At 37.5% G+C, this 15,092-nt stretch carries 17 protein-coding genes; all 17 read left to right on the top strand.

Translation table 11 applies throughout. The annotated features are described in order from the left end of the window. Positions 1-102: 102 nt before the first annotated feature. The 17 genes from NSQ08_RS24505 to NSQ08_RS24425 all read left to right on the top strand — a co-directional run bounded on the left by NSQ08_RS24505 (position 103) and on the right by NSQ08_RS24425 (position 15,059). Positions 103-1,125: a YeiH family protein gene (locus NSQ08_RS24505; protein WP_078177900.1), complete on the top strand. Its 1,023-nt coding sequence runs from the start codon at positions 103-105 to the stop codon at positions 1,123-1,125. An 80-nt stretch (positions 1,126-1,205) separates the two neighbouring features. After that, positions 1,206-1,403, top strand: coding sequence for a helix-turn-helix transcriptional regulator (locus tag NSQ08_RS24500; RefSeq protein WP_002016109.1), 198 nt, complete (start codon positions 1,206-1,208; stop codon positions 1,401-1,403). Between the two features lie 11 nt (positions 1,404-1,414). Then, the gene (locus tag NSQ08_RS24495; RefSeq protein ID WP_340779383.1) at positions 1,415-1,804 is read left to right on the top strand and encodes a hypothetical protein; all 390 of its coding nucleotides are present in this window, start codon (positions 1,415-1,417) and stop codon (positions 1,802-1,804) included. A gap of 17 nt (positions 1,805-1,821) precedes the next feature. Beyond that, positions 1,822-2,043: a hypothetical protein gene (locus tag NSQ08_RS24490; protein WP_002089582.1), complete on the top strand. Its 222-nt coding sequence runs from the start codon at positions 1,822-1,824 to the stop codon at positions 2,041-2,043. 68 nt (positions 2,044-2,111) lie between these two features. Then, positions 2,112-2,432 (top strand): ATPase, encoded by a 321-nt coding sequence (locus NSQ08_RS24485; RefSeq protein WP_234816578.1) that lies wholly within the window; start codon positions 2,112-2,114, stop codon positions 2,430-2,432. 16 nt (positions 2,433-2,448) lie between these two features. Next, positions 2,449-2,676 (top strand): hypothetical protein, encoded by a 228-nt coding sequence (locus tag NSQ08_RS24480; protein WP_002034710.1) that lies wholly within the window; start codon positions 2,449-2,451, stop codon positions 2,674-2,676. A 100-nt stretch (positions 2,677-2,776) separates the two neighbouring features. After that, entirely contained in the window at positions 2,777-3,538 is a 762-nt protein-coding gene (locus tag NSQ08_RS24475; protein WP_012261977.1) for a MerR family transcriptional regulator, read from the top strand. Then, positions 3,535-4,155 (top strand): hypothetical protein, encoded by a 621-nt coding sequence (locus NSQ08_RS24470; protein ID WP_016102252.1) that lies wholly within the window; start codon positions 3,535-3,537, stop codon positions 4,153-4,155. The genes NSQ08_RS24475 and NSQ08_RS24470 overlap by 4 nt, the downstream gene beginning before the upstream one ends. A 47-nt stretch (positions 4,156-4,202) precedes the next feature. Next, positions 4,203-4,634: a DUF4362 domain-containing protein gene (locus NSQ08_RS24465; protein WP_340780252.1), complete on the top strand. Its 432-nt coding sequence runs from the start codon at positions 4,203-4,205 to the stop codon at positions 4,632-4,634. A gap of 151 nt (positions 4,635-4,785) precedes the next feature. Continuing rightward, a complete protein-coding gene (uvrB, locus tag NSQ08_RS24460; protein ID WP_002016097.1) occupies positions 4,786-6,762 on the top strand; it encodes an excinuclease ABC subunit B in 1,977 nt (658 codons plus the stop codon). A 5-nt stretch (positions 6,763-6,767) separates the two neighbouring features. Next, complete coding sequence (gene uvrA, locus NSQ08_RS24455) at positions 6,768-9,638, top strand: excinuclease ABC subunit UvrA (protein WP_002034714.1); 2,871 nt, start codon at positions 6,768-6,770, stop codon at positions 9,636-9,638. Between the two features lie 186 nt (positions 9,639-9,824). Further along, entirely contained in the window at positions 9,825-10,205 is a 381-nt protein-coding gene (locus tag NSQ08_RS24450; protein WP_002089574.1) for a phage holin family protein, read from the top strand. Positions 10,206-10,361: 156 nt separating this feature from the next. Next, positions 10,362-11,291: an HPr(Ser) kinase/phosphatase gene (gene hprK, locus NSQ08_RS24445; protein WP_002016091.1), complete on the top strand. Its 930-nt coding sequence runs from the start codon at positions 10,362-10,364 to the stop codon at positions 11,289-11,291. Positions 11,292-11,315: 24 nt separating this feature from the next. After that, on the top strand, positions 11,316-12,128 hold the full coding sequence (gene lgt, locus NSQ08_RS24440) for a prolipoprotein diacylglyceryl transferase (protein WP_002034719.1): 813 nt from the start codon (positions 11,316-11,318) through the stop codon (positions 12,126-12,128). A 66-nt stretch (positions 12,129-12,194) separates the two neighbouring features. After that, entirely contained in the window at positions 12,195-12,842 is a 648-nt protein-coding gene (ppaX, locus tag NSQ08_RS24435; RefSeq protein WP_002089567.1) for a pyrophosphatase PpaX, read from the top strand. 53 nt (positions 12,843-12,895) lie between these two features. Continuing rightward, positions 12,896-13,402: a DapH/DapD/GlmU-related protein gene (locus NSQ08_RS24430; RefSeq protein WP_193662877.1), complete on the top strand. Its 507-nt coding sequence runs from the start codon at positions 12,896-12,898 to the stop codon at positions 13,400-13,402. Between the two features lie 145 nt (positions 13,403-13,547). Continuing rightward, entirely contained in the window at positions 13,548-15,059 is a 1,512-nt protein-coding gene (locus NSQ08_RS24425) for a tetratricopeptide repeat protein (RefSeq protein WP_002143728.1), read from the top strand. The last annotated feature ends 33 nt before the right edge of the window (positions 15,060-15,092 follow it).

The following is a 15,092-nucleotide window of genomic DNA, read 5'->3' as shown; positions in this document are numbered from 1 at the left end:
GATAGGGATTCAATATTGATATTAAACTTATTATTAAAACTCTCTTATAATGTAACTAGAAAGAACATGCATGTTCCAATACGATTATTGGGGTGGTACAAAGTGGAACAAACACTTGTTATACAAAAGAAGAAGGGCTTTGGATTTTCGCAAGGTATTGGGATTACGTTATTAATCGCAATCGCCGCGAAATATTTAGCAGAGCTTCCATTTTTAAATATTATGGGACAATTAGTAATCGCTATTCTAATCGGGATGGTTTGGCGCGCGGCAATCGGGATTCCTCAAGAAGCGATAGTGGGAACGAACTTTGCGAGTAAGAAGTTGCTACGCTTTGGGATCATCTTACTCGGAATGAGGTTAAATCTTGTAGATATTGCGAAGGCGGGGCCGAAAGTATTGGTCATCGCAGCGGTTGTTATTACATTTACAATTTTCGTTGTATATGGACTAACGAAAGTATTTAAAGTAGAACAGAAACTTGGAATTTTAACAGCATGTGGGACGGCAATTTGCGGAGCTGCAGCGGTCGTGGCAATTGCACCGCAAGTGAAAGCGAAAGATGAAGAAACAGCAGTCGGGGCAGCAATTATTGCAATTTTAGGTACAATATTTACACTTATTTATACGCTATTATACCCAGTGCTTGGCTTCTCACCCTACGGTTACGGGGTGTTCTCAGGGGCGACGCTGCACGAAATCGCTCACGTTATCGCGGCTGCAGCGCCAGGAGGTAGCACGGCTGTAGACATCGCGGTTATTGTGAAGTTAACGCGCGTAGCGATGCTTGTGCCAGTAGCGATTTTAATTGGATTATGGTTTGGTAAGAGTGAGGAAAGCAAGGAAAAAAGATCGTGGCGCGACCTTCCGATTCCTTGGTTCATCTTCGGATTTTTAGCAATGAGTGCGGTGCATTCGCTTGGGATTATCCCAGAAGTTGTTGCCGGATATATTGTAGTAATTGCGTACATGCTTATTGCAATGGCAATGGCAGGGCTAGGTTTAAATGTAGAGTTTAAAACGTTCCGCAAATTAGGAAGTAGGGCATTTGTGGCAGGGTTGATTGGCTCGGTTTGCTTATCTGTTCTTGGGTACGTTCTTGTATATGCATTAGGATTTATGTAGCAAAAAAAGAGGCATCTTATAGATGTCTCTTTTTTTTACCTTTTTTTGTAAAGATATCTTTACTTTCGAAGGTGGAGCCTATGGGTGTGAAAAATAAAATTAAAGAATTGCGAAAACAACATCATATAACGCAAATTGAAATGGCAAAGGCGATGCAAGTGACGCGGCAGACAATCGTGGCGATTGAGAACCACCACTATAACCCAAGTCTAGAGTTATCCCTAAAAATCGCCAAATATTTTGGAATGAAGGTGGAGGAAATATTTACGCTGGAGTAAGGGGAGAGAAAATGAACGATACTAAAAAGTTGTATATCGCTACGGTCTTAGGATTATGTGGAGGGGACGTTTTAGTTCGTATTATGGACCCATCCATACCGATGTTATCGCTTATAGTTAGTAACATTTTAGCAATTGTATTTCTGATATTGTATACGAATTACAAAAAGCGGAAGTACAAAAAAGAAGAACTTCCAGATATAGATGAGCGGGTAAATGAAAATATAAAAAAGTATGTAAATGTCTCATTTATATTCGCATTTCTTTTGCTTATTGTTTATATTGTTGCAAGCAAAGCGGTAGGGCGAATTACTATACCGATTCCAGAAATATTCATTGTATGTAGTTTCTTATTTGCTGGTAGTCTCATCATAGGAGTAATGGCGGGAAAACGAGCATAACGATAGGAGGAATGAAAATGCAAGATGAATTTGAGAGATTTCAATCGGATAAAGCGTTTAAATATTTAGGGTTGTTTTTAACAATGAGTTTAGCGGTATGGAGTTTGTATAATTTAATTGTTTATGGAAATGCGGGCATGCCGTTTGTTTTATTTGTATTAGGACAGTTTGTTTATTTCTTTGTGAACTATTGGCCGAAATGGAAATATAGAAATCAAAAAGAGGCTGATCATGTATGAGTAAGTAAGATATTATACGGTTCATAGGAAGTTTGTTTTTAGCGGGTCTTGTTTTAAATGTGAGTTTAATGATTTTAAGTATTACGTGGGGAACGATCTTCATATCGAATGTAGCACTAGTCATTTTATATGGCATTTCGGAATATAGAGAACAGAAGCGTTTGAAAGAAGAGAGAGTACCGTCAATTGATGAGCGAGTTGTGAACAATATGAAGTCATATTTTACGATTTGTATTACAAGCTGCGTTTTTTTGTTCATTATGTATCTTTGTGTAAATAAGTATTTAGATAGGCAAGTAGTACATGTAAATGAGTTATTATATATTGCTATTTTTGGTTTATTAATAAGTATGGCATCGACGAGTGTGTTAGCAACAAGGAATAGATAGAAAAAGGGGAACTGGGATGGGATTACCGGTATTATGTGTCGCTACGGCTATTTTTGCTTTGTTTTGGGGAATACAAAACTTCTCTCGTAATCCAGTGCCAAGTGTATGTATTATGATTGGTGCTGTAGGTTTATCATACTATTTATTAATTTTAGCGCATTATCATAAAACAGCAACAAGTGTTGTTGTAGGGGCAATTATTTTATTTTGTGGGCGTGCTATACAAAAGGGGTTATTTCCATAAAAGCTGTTTATACAAAAGGTATAAACAGCTTTTTGTATTTTTTTTACAAACTACTTGAAAGTTACGTTACGTCACCTTTTATAATGAAGGAGAAGAGGTGATGGAGTTGATTTCAATTCAAGAACTAACGAGGGAAACAGGGGTTACAGTAAGGACGTTACGTTATTATGATCAAATTGATTTATTAAAGCCGAGTGGGAAAACTGATGGAGGACATCGGTTATATAGCGAGAGAGATGTTGTTCGTTTGCAGCAAATTTTATTTTTAAAAGAAATGGGTTTTTCATTAAAAGAGGCTGCGAATATGTTAGTAAAAGGTGAGCTTAACTTAAAGGATTCTCTTGAAAAACAACTTCGGTTTGTACAGGAAGAACAAAAGAAATTCAATCGAATGGAGCGTGTTTTACAAGCTGTTGTTTATTCGGTAGATGTGGAAGGAGAACTTGATTGGAAAGTTATGTTTGAACTTATTCAGCTTTCGAAACAGTCGTCTCGTATACGTGAAATATTTCAAAATGAAGTATTTTCAAAGGGAGAACAAAAGTTGCTTCATAATTTGCCGAACATGAGTGAAGAAGACCCGAATGTTTTAGAATGGGTAAATTTATTAAAGCAACTACGTAACTTTATGAAAGACGGTAAGGAAGCATCATGTGATGAGGTACAAGGCGCAACAAAGAAATTAATGCAGAAGTGTTTAGAGATGGCAAATGGTGATGAAGCATTTTTAGATAAATTGTGGGAAGTAAGAAAGTCAAAAGAAGATTCACAGAAAATGAGTATGTATCCAATTGAAGAAGAGCTTCTATTATATATGGATGAGGCTTTTCGTATATATGACGAAAGGGAGAGGGATAAATGAGTATACTTGCAGAATATCGTTGGTATTTTTTAATTGGGGCAGAGATTGTATTTTGGTTATCAGCTATCGGATTCTTTTTACTAAGGTATGGATTTCGCTTGAAAAAGGCAAGTTTTATTATGGGGATTGTGCTACTTGTAAATGAAGTGTTTATTTTAACTTTAGGAGTAGTGGACTACTATCAAACAGGGAAGTTCTCTAATTTTCAAATCATTACGGTAATCATTTTATTATATGCAGTTTTTTATGGGAAAAAGGATTTGAAGAAATTAGATATATATGTACAAAAATTAGTTGCGAAGTGGCGGAATGAACCGGCGCCTATTATCGAAGAACCACTTGAAGTAACAGGGATGGCGCATGCGAAGCAGGAAATAAAAAATTGGATTTTACATCTTATTTTGTTTATTGCTGTTCATATATTCTTTTTCTTCATGTATGGGCTTATTCCAGTAGAACAGTGGGGGAATTGGTTAGAGTCAGGAATCGTTTTAAATAAAGCAGCAAGCCGTGTAAGCCAAGTGTGGGCTATTATTCTTTTAGCGGATACTGCGATTTCATTTTCATATGTTATTTTTCCGAAGAAGGAGAAAGGAAACAAGAAGCTACTTTCATAGAGGAAAGTAGCTTTTTTCTAGTATACCAATAGTTTGTATAGGAGAGGATAACAATAGGAAAAAGAACAGGTTTTATATGCTTATTTCTCTTTAGTTTGGTAGTATGTTCACAACCTAACAGTGCAATTGATAAGAAGAATGATGTCGTTGCAAAGGGGGCGGAAATTTCTAATCTAGATAAATTCGAGAAGTTCGTTTGGAATGTGGAACAAGGGGAAGTTGATAAAATAAGAATTGTACAGTATACACATGAAGGTGACCCGATTTTTCAAACGTTAGAGCATAGTGAGAAAGATATACTTTATGTGTTAGATAATAGACAAGATCAATTTGCTGGTGACCATAAAGGGTTACATAAAGATAGTTGTAAAAGGATTGTTAAAGAGCAACGTGAATCAGAAACGGCATATAGGTTAATAGATTGTACGAATGAAAATGGGTGCAATGGATATGACTTATTATATGTACTTAAAAAATAGAGTTAGTAGAGGAAGGGAGTATTTATTCCTTCCTTTTTCTATATATAACTTGTCGAAAACTTTACCGAATATCTGTTCGTTTTTTTAGGTTTTTTATGGGCATTCGTGGTAAAATAATAATACAGATTTTTATGAGGAGGTCGGTTTTTAGTTGGAACATCCATTTGAAATTATCTCAGAGTATTCCCCGCAAGGTGATCAGCCGGGAGCGATAGAGAAGCTTGTAGAGGGAATTAATAGTGGAAAGAAAAAGCAAGTGTTGCTTGGAGCGACAGGAACGGGTAAGACATTTACGATTTCAAATGTCATTAAAGAAGTGCAGAAGCCAACACTTGTAATGGCTCATAATAAAACGTTAGCAGGACAGTTATATAGTGAGCTGAAAGATTTCTTTCCTAACAATTCTGTGGAGTATTTTGTTAGTTATTACGATTATTATCAGCCGGAAGCGTACGTACCACATACGGATACGTTTATTGAAAAAGATGCGCAAATTAACGATGAAATTGATAAATTACGCCACTCGGCAACGTCTTCTTTATTTGAACGAGATGATGTTATTATCGTTGCGAGTGTTTCGTGCATATACGGTTTAGGTTCTCCGGAAGAATACCGCGAGTTAGTTGTTTCGCTTCGAGTTGGTATGGAAAAGGACCGCAATCAATTGCTTCGTGAACTTGTTGATGTACAGTATGGACGTAATGATATTGATTTTAAGCGTGGTACATTCCGTGTGCGCGGAGATGTAGTTGAAATCTTCCCCGCATCACTTGATGAGCATTGTATTCGAATTGAATTTTTTGGGGATGAAATAGATCGTATTCGAGAAGTAAATGCATTAACGGGTGAAGTATTAGCAGAACGTGATCATGTAGCAATCTTCCCGGCATCTCACTTCGTTACACGTGAAGAAAAGCTGAAGGTCGCTATTGAAAATATCGAAAAAGAATTAGAAGAGCGTTTAAAAGAATTAAATGATAACGGTAAGTTGTTAGAGGCGCAGCGCATAGAACAGCGAACGCGTTATGATTTAGAAATGATGCGCGAGATGGGCTTTTGTTCAGGGATTGAAAACTATTCCCGTCATTTAACACTTCGTCCAGCAGGTTCAACGCCGTATACGCTTTTAGATTATTTTCCAGAGGATTTCTTAATCGTTATGGATGAGTCGCACGTATCGGTTCCGCAAGTAAGAGCGATGTATAACGGGGACCAAGCACGTAAGCAAGTGCTTGTTGATCATGGATTCCGTCTGCCATCAGCTTTAGATAATAGACCGCTCACGTTTGATGAGTTTGAAGAGAAAACGAATCAAGTTATTTACGTTTCGGCAACGCCAGGACCGTACGAGTTAGAGCAGTCACCGAAAGCAATAGAACAAATTATTCGTCCAACAGGGCTTTTAGATCCACCAATTGATATACGACCAATTGAAGGACAAATAGATGATTTATTAGGAGAAATCCATGACCGGATTGCGAAAAATGAACGTGTATTAATTACGACTTTAACGAAGAAAATGTCAGAGGATTTAACGGACTATTTAAAAGATGTAGGAATTAAAGTGAATTATCTTCACTCTGAAATTAAAACATTAGAGCGTATTGAAATTATCCGTGATCTTCGCCTTGGTAAGTTTGATGTACTTGTCGGTATTAACTTATTACGAGAAGGATTAGATATTCCAGAAGTATCACTTGTAGCTATTTTAGATGCTGATAAGGAAGGTTTCTTACGTTCAGAGCGTTCATTAATTCAAACAATTGGTCGTGCGGCGCGTAATGCAAACGGCCGCGTTATTATGTACGCAGATCGCATAACGAGATCAATGGGAATTGCAATTGAAGAAACACAGCGTCGTCGTAGTATACAAGAAGCTTACAATGAAAAGCATGGTATTACGCCGAAAACGATTCAAAAAGGAGTACGTGACGTTATTCGTGCGACAACAGCAGCTGAGGATACGGAAATATATGAAGCAACACCAGCTAAGAAGATGACGAAAAAAGAACGTGAAAATACAATTGCGAAGATGGAAGCAGAGATGAAAGAAGCAGCAAAGGCATTAGATTTCGAGCGTGCAGCTGAATTAAGAGATTTACTATTAGAATTAAAAGCGGAAGGGTGAAAAGAGTGAGTAAAGATTTTATTGTTGTAAAAGGTGCTAGAGCGCATAATTTAAAAAATATTGACGTAACCATTCCGAGAAATCAGCTTGTTGTTGTGACGGGATTGTCTGGTTCGGGGAAATCATCGTTAGCATTCGATACGATTTATGCAGAAGGGCAGCGTAGATACGTGGAATCTTTATCTGCGTATGCGCGCCAGTTTTTAGGGCAAATGGATAAGCCGGATGTTGATATGATTGAAGGTTTATCTCCAGCGATTTCAATTGATCAAAAAACGACGAGTCGTAATCCTCGTTCAACGGTTGGAACGGTAACGGAGATTTATGATTATTTACGTTTATTATTTGCACGAATTGGTACGCCGATTTGTCCGAATCATGGAATTGAAATTACATCACAAACAGTGGAACAGATGGTAGACCGTGTTCTTGAATATCCTGAACGTACGAAGTTGCAAGTGCTAGCGCCTATCGTGTCAGGGCGTAAAGGTGCGCATGCGAAAGTATTAGAAGATATTAAGAAGCAAGGTTATGTTCGTGTGCGCGTTGATGGAGAGATGCTGGATGTATCGGAAGAGATTACTTTAGAAAAAAATAAGAAGCATTCAATTGAAGTTGTTATTGACCGTATTGTTGTGAAAGAAGGAATTGCAAGCCGACTTGCAGATTCACTAGAAAGTGCTTTAAAGCTTGGCGGGGGCCGAGTTTTAATCGATGTAATGGGAGAGGAAGAACTTCTATTTAGTGAACATCATGCTTGTCCACATTGTGGTTTTTCAATCGGAGAATTAGAGCCGCGTATGTTCTCGTTTAATAGTCCGTTCGGCGCGTGTCCTTCTTGTGATGGACTTGGATCGAAGTTAGAGGTAGATTTAGAACTTGTTATTCCGAACTGGGATGTATCATTAAATGAACATGCGATTGCTCCTTGGGAACCGACAAGTTCACAATATTACCCGCAATTATTAAAATCTGTGTGTAATCATTACGGCATCGATATGGATATGCCGGTGAAAGATATACCGAAGGATTTATTTGATAAAGTGCTGTACGGAAGCGGGGAAGAGAAGCTTTATTTCCGCTATGTGAATGAATTTGGTCAAGTAAAGGAAAATGAGATTTTATTTGAAGGTGTTATTCCGAATATTGAGCGTCGTTATCGTGAGACGAGTTCTGATTATGTTCGTGAGCAAATGGAGAAATATATGGCAGAGCAAGCTTGTCCGAAGTGTAAAGGTGGACGCTTAAAGCCTGAGAGTTTAGCTGTTTTCGTTGGTGATAAAACGATTGCCGATGTAACGAAATATTCTGTTCAAGAAGTACAGGAGTTCTTCTCAACTGTTGAGCTAACTGAGAAACAACAAAAAATTGCGCATTTAATTTTAAGAGAAATTCAGGAACGTGTTGGGTTCTTAGTGAACGTCGGTTTAGATTATTTAACGTTAAGTCGTGCTGCAGGAACTTTATCAGGTGGTGAGGCGCAGCGTATTCGTTTAGCGACACAAATTGGTTCTCGCCTTACTGGCGTACTTTACATTCTTGATGAGCCTTCTATTGGTTTGCATCAGCGTGATAATGATCGTCTTATTCGTACATTGCAGGAAATGCGTGATTTAGGAAATACGTTAATTGTTGTTGAGCATGATGAAGATACGATGATGGCTGCTGATTATTTACTTGATATCGGACCTGGTGCAGGTATTCATGGTGGTCAAGTTGTATCAGCAGGTACACCAGCTGAAGTTATGCAAGACGAGAATTCATTAACTGGGAAATATTTAAGCGGTAAAGAGTTTATTCCGGTACCACTTGAAAGACGTAAAGGTGACGGACGTAAAGTGGAGATTGTCGGTGCGAAAGAAAATAACTTAAAGAATGCGAAAATGTCATTCCCTCTAGGAACATTTGTAGCAGTAACAGGCGTATCTGGCTCTGGAAAAAGTACGATAATTAATGAAGTACTATACAAATCATTAGCTCAAAAGCTATATAAGGCGAAAGCGAAGCCAGGGGCTCATAAAGAAATTAAAGGTCTTGAGCAGTTAGATAAAGTGATTGATATTGATCAATCACCAATCGGGCGTACACCACGTTCAAATCCGGCGACATACACTGGCGTATTTGATGATATTCGTGATGTATTTGCGCACACGAATGAAGCGAAAGTACGTGGGTATCAAAAAGGACGTTTCAGCTTTAACGTAAAAGGCGGCCGTTGTGAAGCGTGCCGCGGTGATGGAATTATTAAAATCGAAATGCATTTCTTACCAGACGTGTATGTTCCGTGTGAAGTTTGTCACGGTAAACGTTACAACCGTGAAACGTTAGAAGTGAAATATAAAGATAAGAATATTTCTGAAGTGTTAGGGATGACAATTGAAGATGGGGTAGAGTTCTTTGCTAATATCCCGAAAATTAAGCGTAAACTTCAAACGCTTGTAGATGTAGGGCTTGGTTATATGAAGTTAGGACAACCAGCTACGACGTTATCAGGTGGTGAGGCGCAGCGTGTGAAATTAGCTTCTGAATTACATCGTCGTTCTACAGGGCGTACGTTATACATTTTAGATGAGCCAACGACTGGCTTACATGCACATGATATTGCACGCCTTCTAGAAGTGTTGCAACGTCTTGTTGAGAGTGGTGAGACGGTACTTGTAATTGAGCATAATTTAGATGTTATTAAAACAGCTGATTATATTATTGATCTTGGACCAGAAGGCGGAGACAAAGGCGGACAAATCGTTGCTTCCGGAACGCCAGAGCAAGTAGTGAAAGAAGAGCGCTCTTATACAGGTAAGTATTTAAAAGAGATTTTAGATCGTGATAAAGCAAGAATGAAAGAGAAAATAAAAGAAGTAGAGTTATCACAATAAGTTGTTAATAAAAACCGAGTGGGAATTGCACTCGGTTTTTATTTCACTAAGAGAAACTGGTAAGAATGTTAGTAGGTATACAAGTATAAAGAATAGAATAAATTGGTATAAGTGTTTGCGTGTTACTTGCGTTTATTATCTATTAGCGTATGATGAAATATATATGTTAAAAGGATGTGTAAGGAAATGAGATGGATTGTATCACTTCTTGTAAATAGCGTTGTGTTAATCGCTGTATCCGGACTTTTAAAAGGGGTTGCACCAGACGCATTTTACATAGCAAATATACAAACTGCAATTATTGCGAGTATTATATTGGCGATTTTAAACGTATTTGTAAAGCCGCTTTTAATTTTAATTACGCTACCGATTACTCTTGTAACTTTCGGTTTCTTCTTAATTGTTATTAATGCGATTACGTTAAAGATGACGGATTCGTTATTAGGGGACGCCTTTAATATATCTGGATTTGGTGTAGCGATTGTTGCGGCAATTTGTATTTCTATTTTTAATATGATAATTGAAAAAGTAATTGTTGAACCATTACATGAAAAAAAGAGAAAATGACAAAAAGAAAAACATTTCATGATTCATATGAAATGTTTTTTTCTATTTATTAGAAACCGAGTTTCTTGTTTCCAGAAAAAAATGGTACAATATCCGATAGAATGGAATTTTACATCAAATGAGACTGAACCCGCAGCGGAGTGGAGGTTTATACATATGCCGAAAGTAAGGACAAAAGATTTAATTGAACAATTTCAATTGGAGTTAGTAAGTGGTGAAGAAGGGATTCATCGTCCGATTGATACGAGTGATTTATCGCGACCTGGAATTGAAATGGCAGGATTTTTTACATATTATCCAGCTGATCGCGTGCAGCTTCTTGGGAAAACGGAGCTTACATTCTTTGATACGTTAACGACAGAGCAAAAGCAAGAGAGAATGAAAGCGCTTTGTACTGAGGAGACGCCTTGTATTATTGTAACTCGTAATCAAGATGTACCGGATGAGTTATTACAAGCATCACGTGAATCAGGCGTGCCTTTATTACGTTCTGCTCAAACGACGACGAGATTATCAAGTCGTTTAACAAACTATTTAGAAGGTAAGTTAGCACCAACAACAGCTGTTCATGGTGTGTTAGTAGATATTTATGGTGTTGGTGTTTTAATTACAGGTCAAAGTGGTGTCGGGAAAAGTGAGACAGCGCTTGAACTTGTAAAGCGTGGTCACCGCCTTGTTGCGGATGATAGCGTAGAAATTCGTCAAGAAGATGAAGATACATTAGTAGGGAGCTCACCTGATTTAATTGAGCACTTATTAGAAATTCGTGGTCTAGGTATCATTAACGTAATGACGTTATTCGGTGCAGGGGCAGTACGAAATTATAAACGTATTACACTTGTTATTAATCTTGAAATTTGGGATCAAAAGAAAAATTATGATCGCTTAGGTCTTGATGAAGAGAAGATGAAGATTATTGATACAGAACTTACGAAGATTACACTTCCAGTTCGTCCTGGTCGAAACTTGGCTGTTATTATTGAAGTAGCAGCGATGAACTTCAGATTAAAACGTATGGGAGTCAATGCGGCACAACAGTTCTCTGAACGATTAATGAGTGCGATTGAGTTAGGAAATCAAGAGTAGACTCTGGAGAGGGAGGTCATATATATGCTGTTAGGTTCTGTACCACAGCTTGACCGTATAGCAGTCCAACTTGGGCCGTTCCCTGTTTATTGGTATGGGGTTATTATCGGTACAGGTGTGCTATTAGGTCTTTGGCTAGCAACTCGCGAGGGAGAAAGGCTTGGTATTCACAAAGATACATTTATCGACCTTGTATTAATCGCAGTACCAATTGCCATTCTTTTTGCGAGAATGTATTATGTCATTTTTGAATGGGAATATTATTCGCAAAATCCGAGTCAAATTATTAATATTCGTCAAGGTGGTTTGGCGATTCATGGTGGTTTAATCGGGGCTGTTATTACAGGAATCCTTTTTGCGAAACGACGCGGGCTTTCATTCTGGAAGTTAGCGGATATTGCTGCGCCGAGTATTTTACTAGGACAAGCAATTGGTCGATGGGGAAACTTTATGAACCAAGAGGCGCATGGTGATGAAGTAACGAGACAGTTTTTAGAAGGTCTTCATTTACCAGATTTCATTATTAATCAAATGTACATTGATGGTGTGTATTATCACCCAACGTTTTTATATGAATCATTATGGAACTTTGCAGGTGTTATTTTACTACTCGCGTTACGAAAAGTGAATTTACGCCGTGGTGAATTATTCTTCACATATTTAATTTGGTATTCAGTGGGACGCTTCTTCGTAGAAGGTTTGCGTACAGATAGTTTAATGTTAGGACCACTTCGTATTGCACAAGTAATGTCTATTGGAATTGTTGTTATTTCTATCATTTTCATTATTGTGAGACGAAAAATGGGGCAAGCTGATAAAAGATATTTAGAAAATTAGAGAAAAGTAGCATCTTATATAAGATGCTGCTTCTTTCATATTCAGGTAATGAAAGGATTAAGGACGATGAAAATAAATACAGTGTTATTTGATTTAGATGGAACGTTAATTAATACAAATGAACTTATTATCTCTTCTTTTTTACATACGTTAAATCACTATTATTCTAATCAGTATAAGCGTGAAGATGTATTGCCATTTATCGGTCCATCTTTGCATGATACTTTTAGTAAGATTGATGCAAGTAAGGTTGAAGAGATGATTACATGTTATCGTCAATTTAATCATGAGCATCATGATGAATTAGTGGAAGAGTATGAAACTGTATATGAAACGGTTCAAGAATTGAAGAAGCAAGGTTATAAGATCGGCATCGTTACAACGAAAGCGAGACAGACGGTTGAAATGGGATTAAAGCTTTCGAAACTTGATCAGTTTTTTGATGTTGTCGTGACGATTGATGATGTGGAACATGTGAAACCACATCCAGAACCACTTCAAAAAGCATTGAAATTATTAGATGCAAAGCCAGAAGAAACATTGATGGTTGGTGATAATCATCATGATATCGTCGGTGGACAAAATGCAGGTACGAAAACAGTAGCGGTTTCATGGACATTGAAAGGTAGAGCGTATTTAGAAGCGTATAAACCAGATTATGTGCTAGATAAAATGAGTGATTTACTACCGATTTTGTCCCGCATTAACGGGTAGTAAGATTCCTGCCGGTTAAAGTGTCACTTTATATAAGTAGAGGAGAGAGTTCAGTGCGACGGACAACGCGCTATCCTGTTTCAGGAGAAAATTCATTGTGGAATGTGTATAAAACAGTTTCTTTTTGGAAGGTAATGAAAAACTTTATTATCATCCAAATCGCACGTTACACGCCATTTTTATCCGTAAAGAATTGGTTATATCGCACGTTTTTACGGATGGAAGTAGGAAAGAAAACGTCGTTTGCACTTATGGTAATGCCAGATATTATGTTTCCAGAAAAGATTACTGTGGGAGACAATTCAATTATCGGCTATAATACAACGCTTTTAGCGCATGAATATTTAATTCGTGAGTATCGACTCGGAGAAATCGTCATAGGGAATGAAGTTATGATTGGAGCGAATACGACAATTTTACCAGGTGTGATAATTGGAGATGGAGCTATCGTTTCTGCAGGTACACTTGTCCATAAAGATGTACCAGGCGGCGCTTTCGTAGGCGGAAATCCGATGCGTATTATTTATACGAAAGAGGAAATGGCCACTAGAGAAGGTTGATGTTAAAAATGTAACATTTCCCTTCTCTTTTTATGAATAAAAAGGAAATAATTGATTATAATATACTGTTTTGTTTTTTACGGAATCGTTTATACTTATAGATAGAAGAATGTGTGAACGAAGAAAACAAAAAACTGGAGGATATATGGGGAAAAATCAAAGAATATATAAGGAGAACGGACAAGTTATCTCTTTTAATCAGTTAGCGGACTTCTTTTATAAAAAAGGGATGAGGGCTTATAAAGGGCAAAAATTGCAAGATGCAATTAAATATTTTCGAAGAGCAGCGCAAAGCGAGAAGGAGCCGTTTATTTTATGCCAACTAGCAATAGCATTATCTGAATCTGGTGAATATCAAGAGTCGAATCAGATATTTCTAAAGCTTGTTAGATCCAATCCTGAACTTGAGCAATGCTATTATTTTATTTCAAATAATTATGCATATATGGGCTTGTTTCAACAGGCGAAGAAGTATGCAGAGCGATATTTAGAAGTTGCGGAAGAGAAGGAATTTGTAGAAGATACATTAGAATTGCTTGAGATTATGGAAGAAGATGCAATGGGTGCGGAAGAGATTGAGGATGAAGATGAGCTAATTGTTATGCAAGAAGAAGCGAACCGCTACATTCGTAACGGACAATTAGAAGAGGCGATTGCTACACTAGAAGTTGTTACGAAAGAATATCCAGAATTTTGGTCAGGACATAATAATTTAGCGATTGCACATTTTCAATCAGGTAATGTAGATCAAGCGCTTAAGTTAACAGAAATGATTTTAGAGAAAAATCCTGGTAATATGCATGCGCTTTGTAATACGCTTATTTTTCTATATTCAATTGGAGAGCATAAGCAAGTAGAGTCATTAGCGGGGCAGTTAGTTTCGGTATATCCAATTTCATTTGAGCATCGTTTGAAACTTGGAACAACGCTTGCAACAATTGGTCATTTTGAACCTGCATATAAATGGTTCAAAGTATTAAAGCGTCAAGGGTACGAAGGAGACGTCAGTTTTTATTACTGGTTTGCATACTCTGCGTATATGGTGAAGGAACAGCAAGTAGCTGAAAAAATGTGGCAACATGTTGTAGAATTGCATCCTGATAAAAAAGGAAAAGAACCGTGGAATGCACTGAATTTAGCAGATGAAGGACAAAATCTTTTATTTGAAGAGTTACGAAAATCATTTCAGCAAAGTACGACGCTAGAAGAGAAAATGCTAGCTTTATATTTAATGAATGAATTGTCAACACCAGAGAAGGTTGGATTCTTCTTTGATGTAACGCAAGCGAAAAATGGTGTTCCAATCGTATCGCAACTTGCAAAATATTTCTTTTTACTTAATAGTCATAAAAGCATCCCAGCTGATTTACAGCAATTTGAAAAGTGCGTACGAATCGCGGATGCATTATACAATTATACGAAAAAAGACGATGAATTAATCGAAGAGTGTTTAAATTTTTGGTTTTGCACGTTCATACGTTTATATACATCTGGAGCGACTTTTACAAATGTGTACGGTTGGTCAGCGGCAATTGAATACATTGTGCGCGGCGAACAAAGAAATAAGATGACACAGGCAGAGCTTGGTGATGTATATAATGTATCTGTAGCGACTGTACGAAAGTATGTGCAGGCTGTTAAGCGCACGCACACGTAGGGTAGGCAAATCATTGGGAAAAAAATGATGCTA

Source organism: Bacillus sp. FSL E2-8887, from assembly GCF_038007205.1.
Lineage (GTDB): Bacteria > Bacillota > Bacilli > Bacillales > Bacillaceae_G > Bacillus_A > Bacillus_A mycoides.
This window is presented reverse-complemented; position numbering and strand designations above follow the sequence as displayed.

Bases quoted from the DNA above. Each gene is read 5' to 3' on its own strand.
- NSQ08_RS24500 (WP_002016109.1), top strand. From the start codon at position 1,206: ATGGGTGTGAAAAATAAAATTAAAGAATTGCGAAAACAACATCATATA.
- NSQ08_RS24495 (WP_340779383.1), top strand. From the start codon at position 1,415: ATGAACGATACTAAAAAGTTGTATATCGCTACGGTCTTAGGATTATGT.
- NSQ08_RS24490 (WP_002089582.1), top strand. From the start codon at position 1,822: ATGCAAGATGAATTTGAGAGATTTCAATCGGATAAAGCGTTTAAATAT.
- NSQ08_RS24485 (WP_234816578.1), top strand. From the start codon at position 2,112: ATGATTTTAAGTATTACGTGGGGAACGATCTTCATATCGAATGTAGCA.
- NSQ08_RS24480 (WP_002034710.1), top strand. From the start codon at position 2,449: ATGGGATTACCGGTATTATGTGTCGCTACGGCTATTTTTGCTTTGTTT.
- NSQ08_RS24475 (WP_012261977.1), top strand. From the start codon at position 2,777: ATGGAGTTGATTTCAATTCAAGAACTAACGAGGGAAACAGGGGTTACA.
- NSQ08_RS24470 (WP_016102252.1), top strand. From the start codon at position 3,535: ATGAGTATACTTGCAGAATATCGTTGGTATTTTTTAATTGGGGCAGAG.
- NSQ08_RS24450 (WP_002089574.1), top strand. From the start codon at position 9,825: ATGAGATGGATTGTATCACTTCTTGTAAATAGCGTTGTGTTAATCGCT.
- hprK (WP_002016091.1), top strand. From the start codon at position 10,362: ATGCCGAAAGTAAGGACAAAAGATTTAATTGAACAATTTCAATTGGAG.
- lgt (WP_002034719.1), top strand. From the start codon at position 11,316: ATGCTGTTAGGTTCTGTACCACAGCTTGACCGTATAGCAGTCCAACTT.
- ppaX (WP_002089567.1), top strand. From the start codon at position 12,195: ATGAAAATAAATACAGTGTTATTTGATTTAGATGGAACGTTAATTAAT.
- NSQ08_RS24425 (WP_002143728.1), top strand. From the start codon at position 13,548: ATGGGGAAAAATCAAAGAATATATAAGGAGAACGGACAAGTTATCTCT.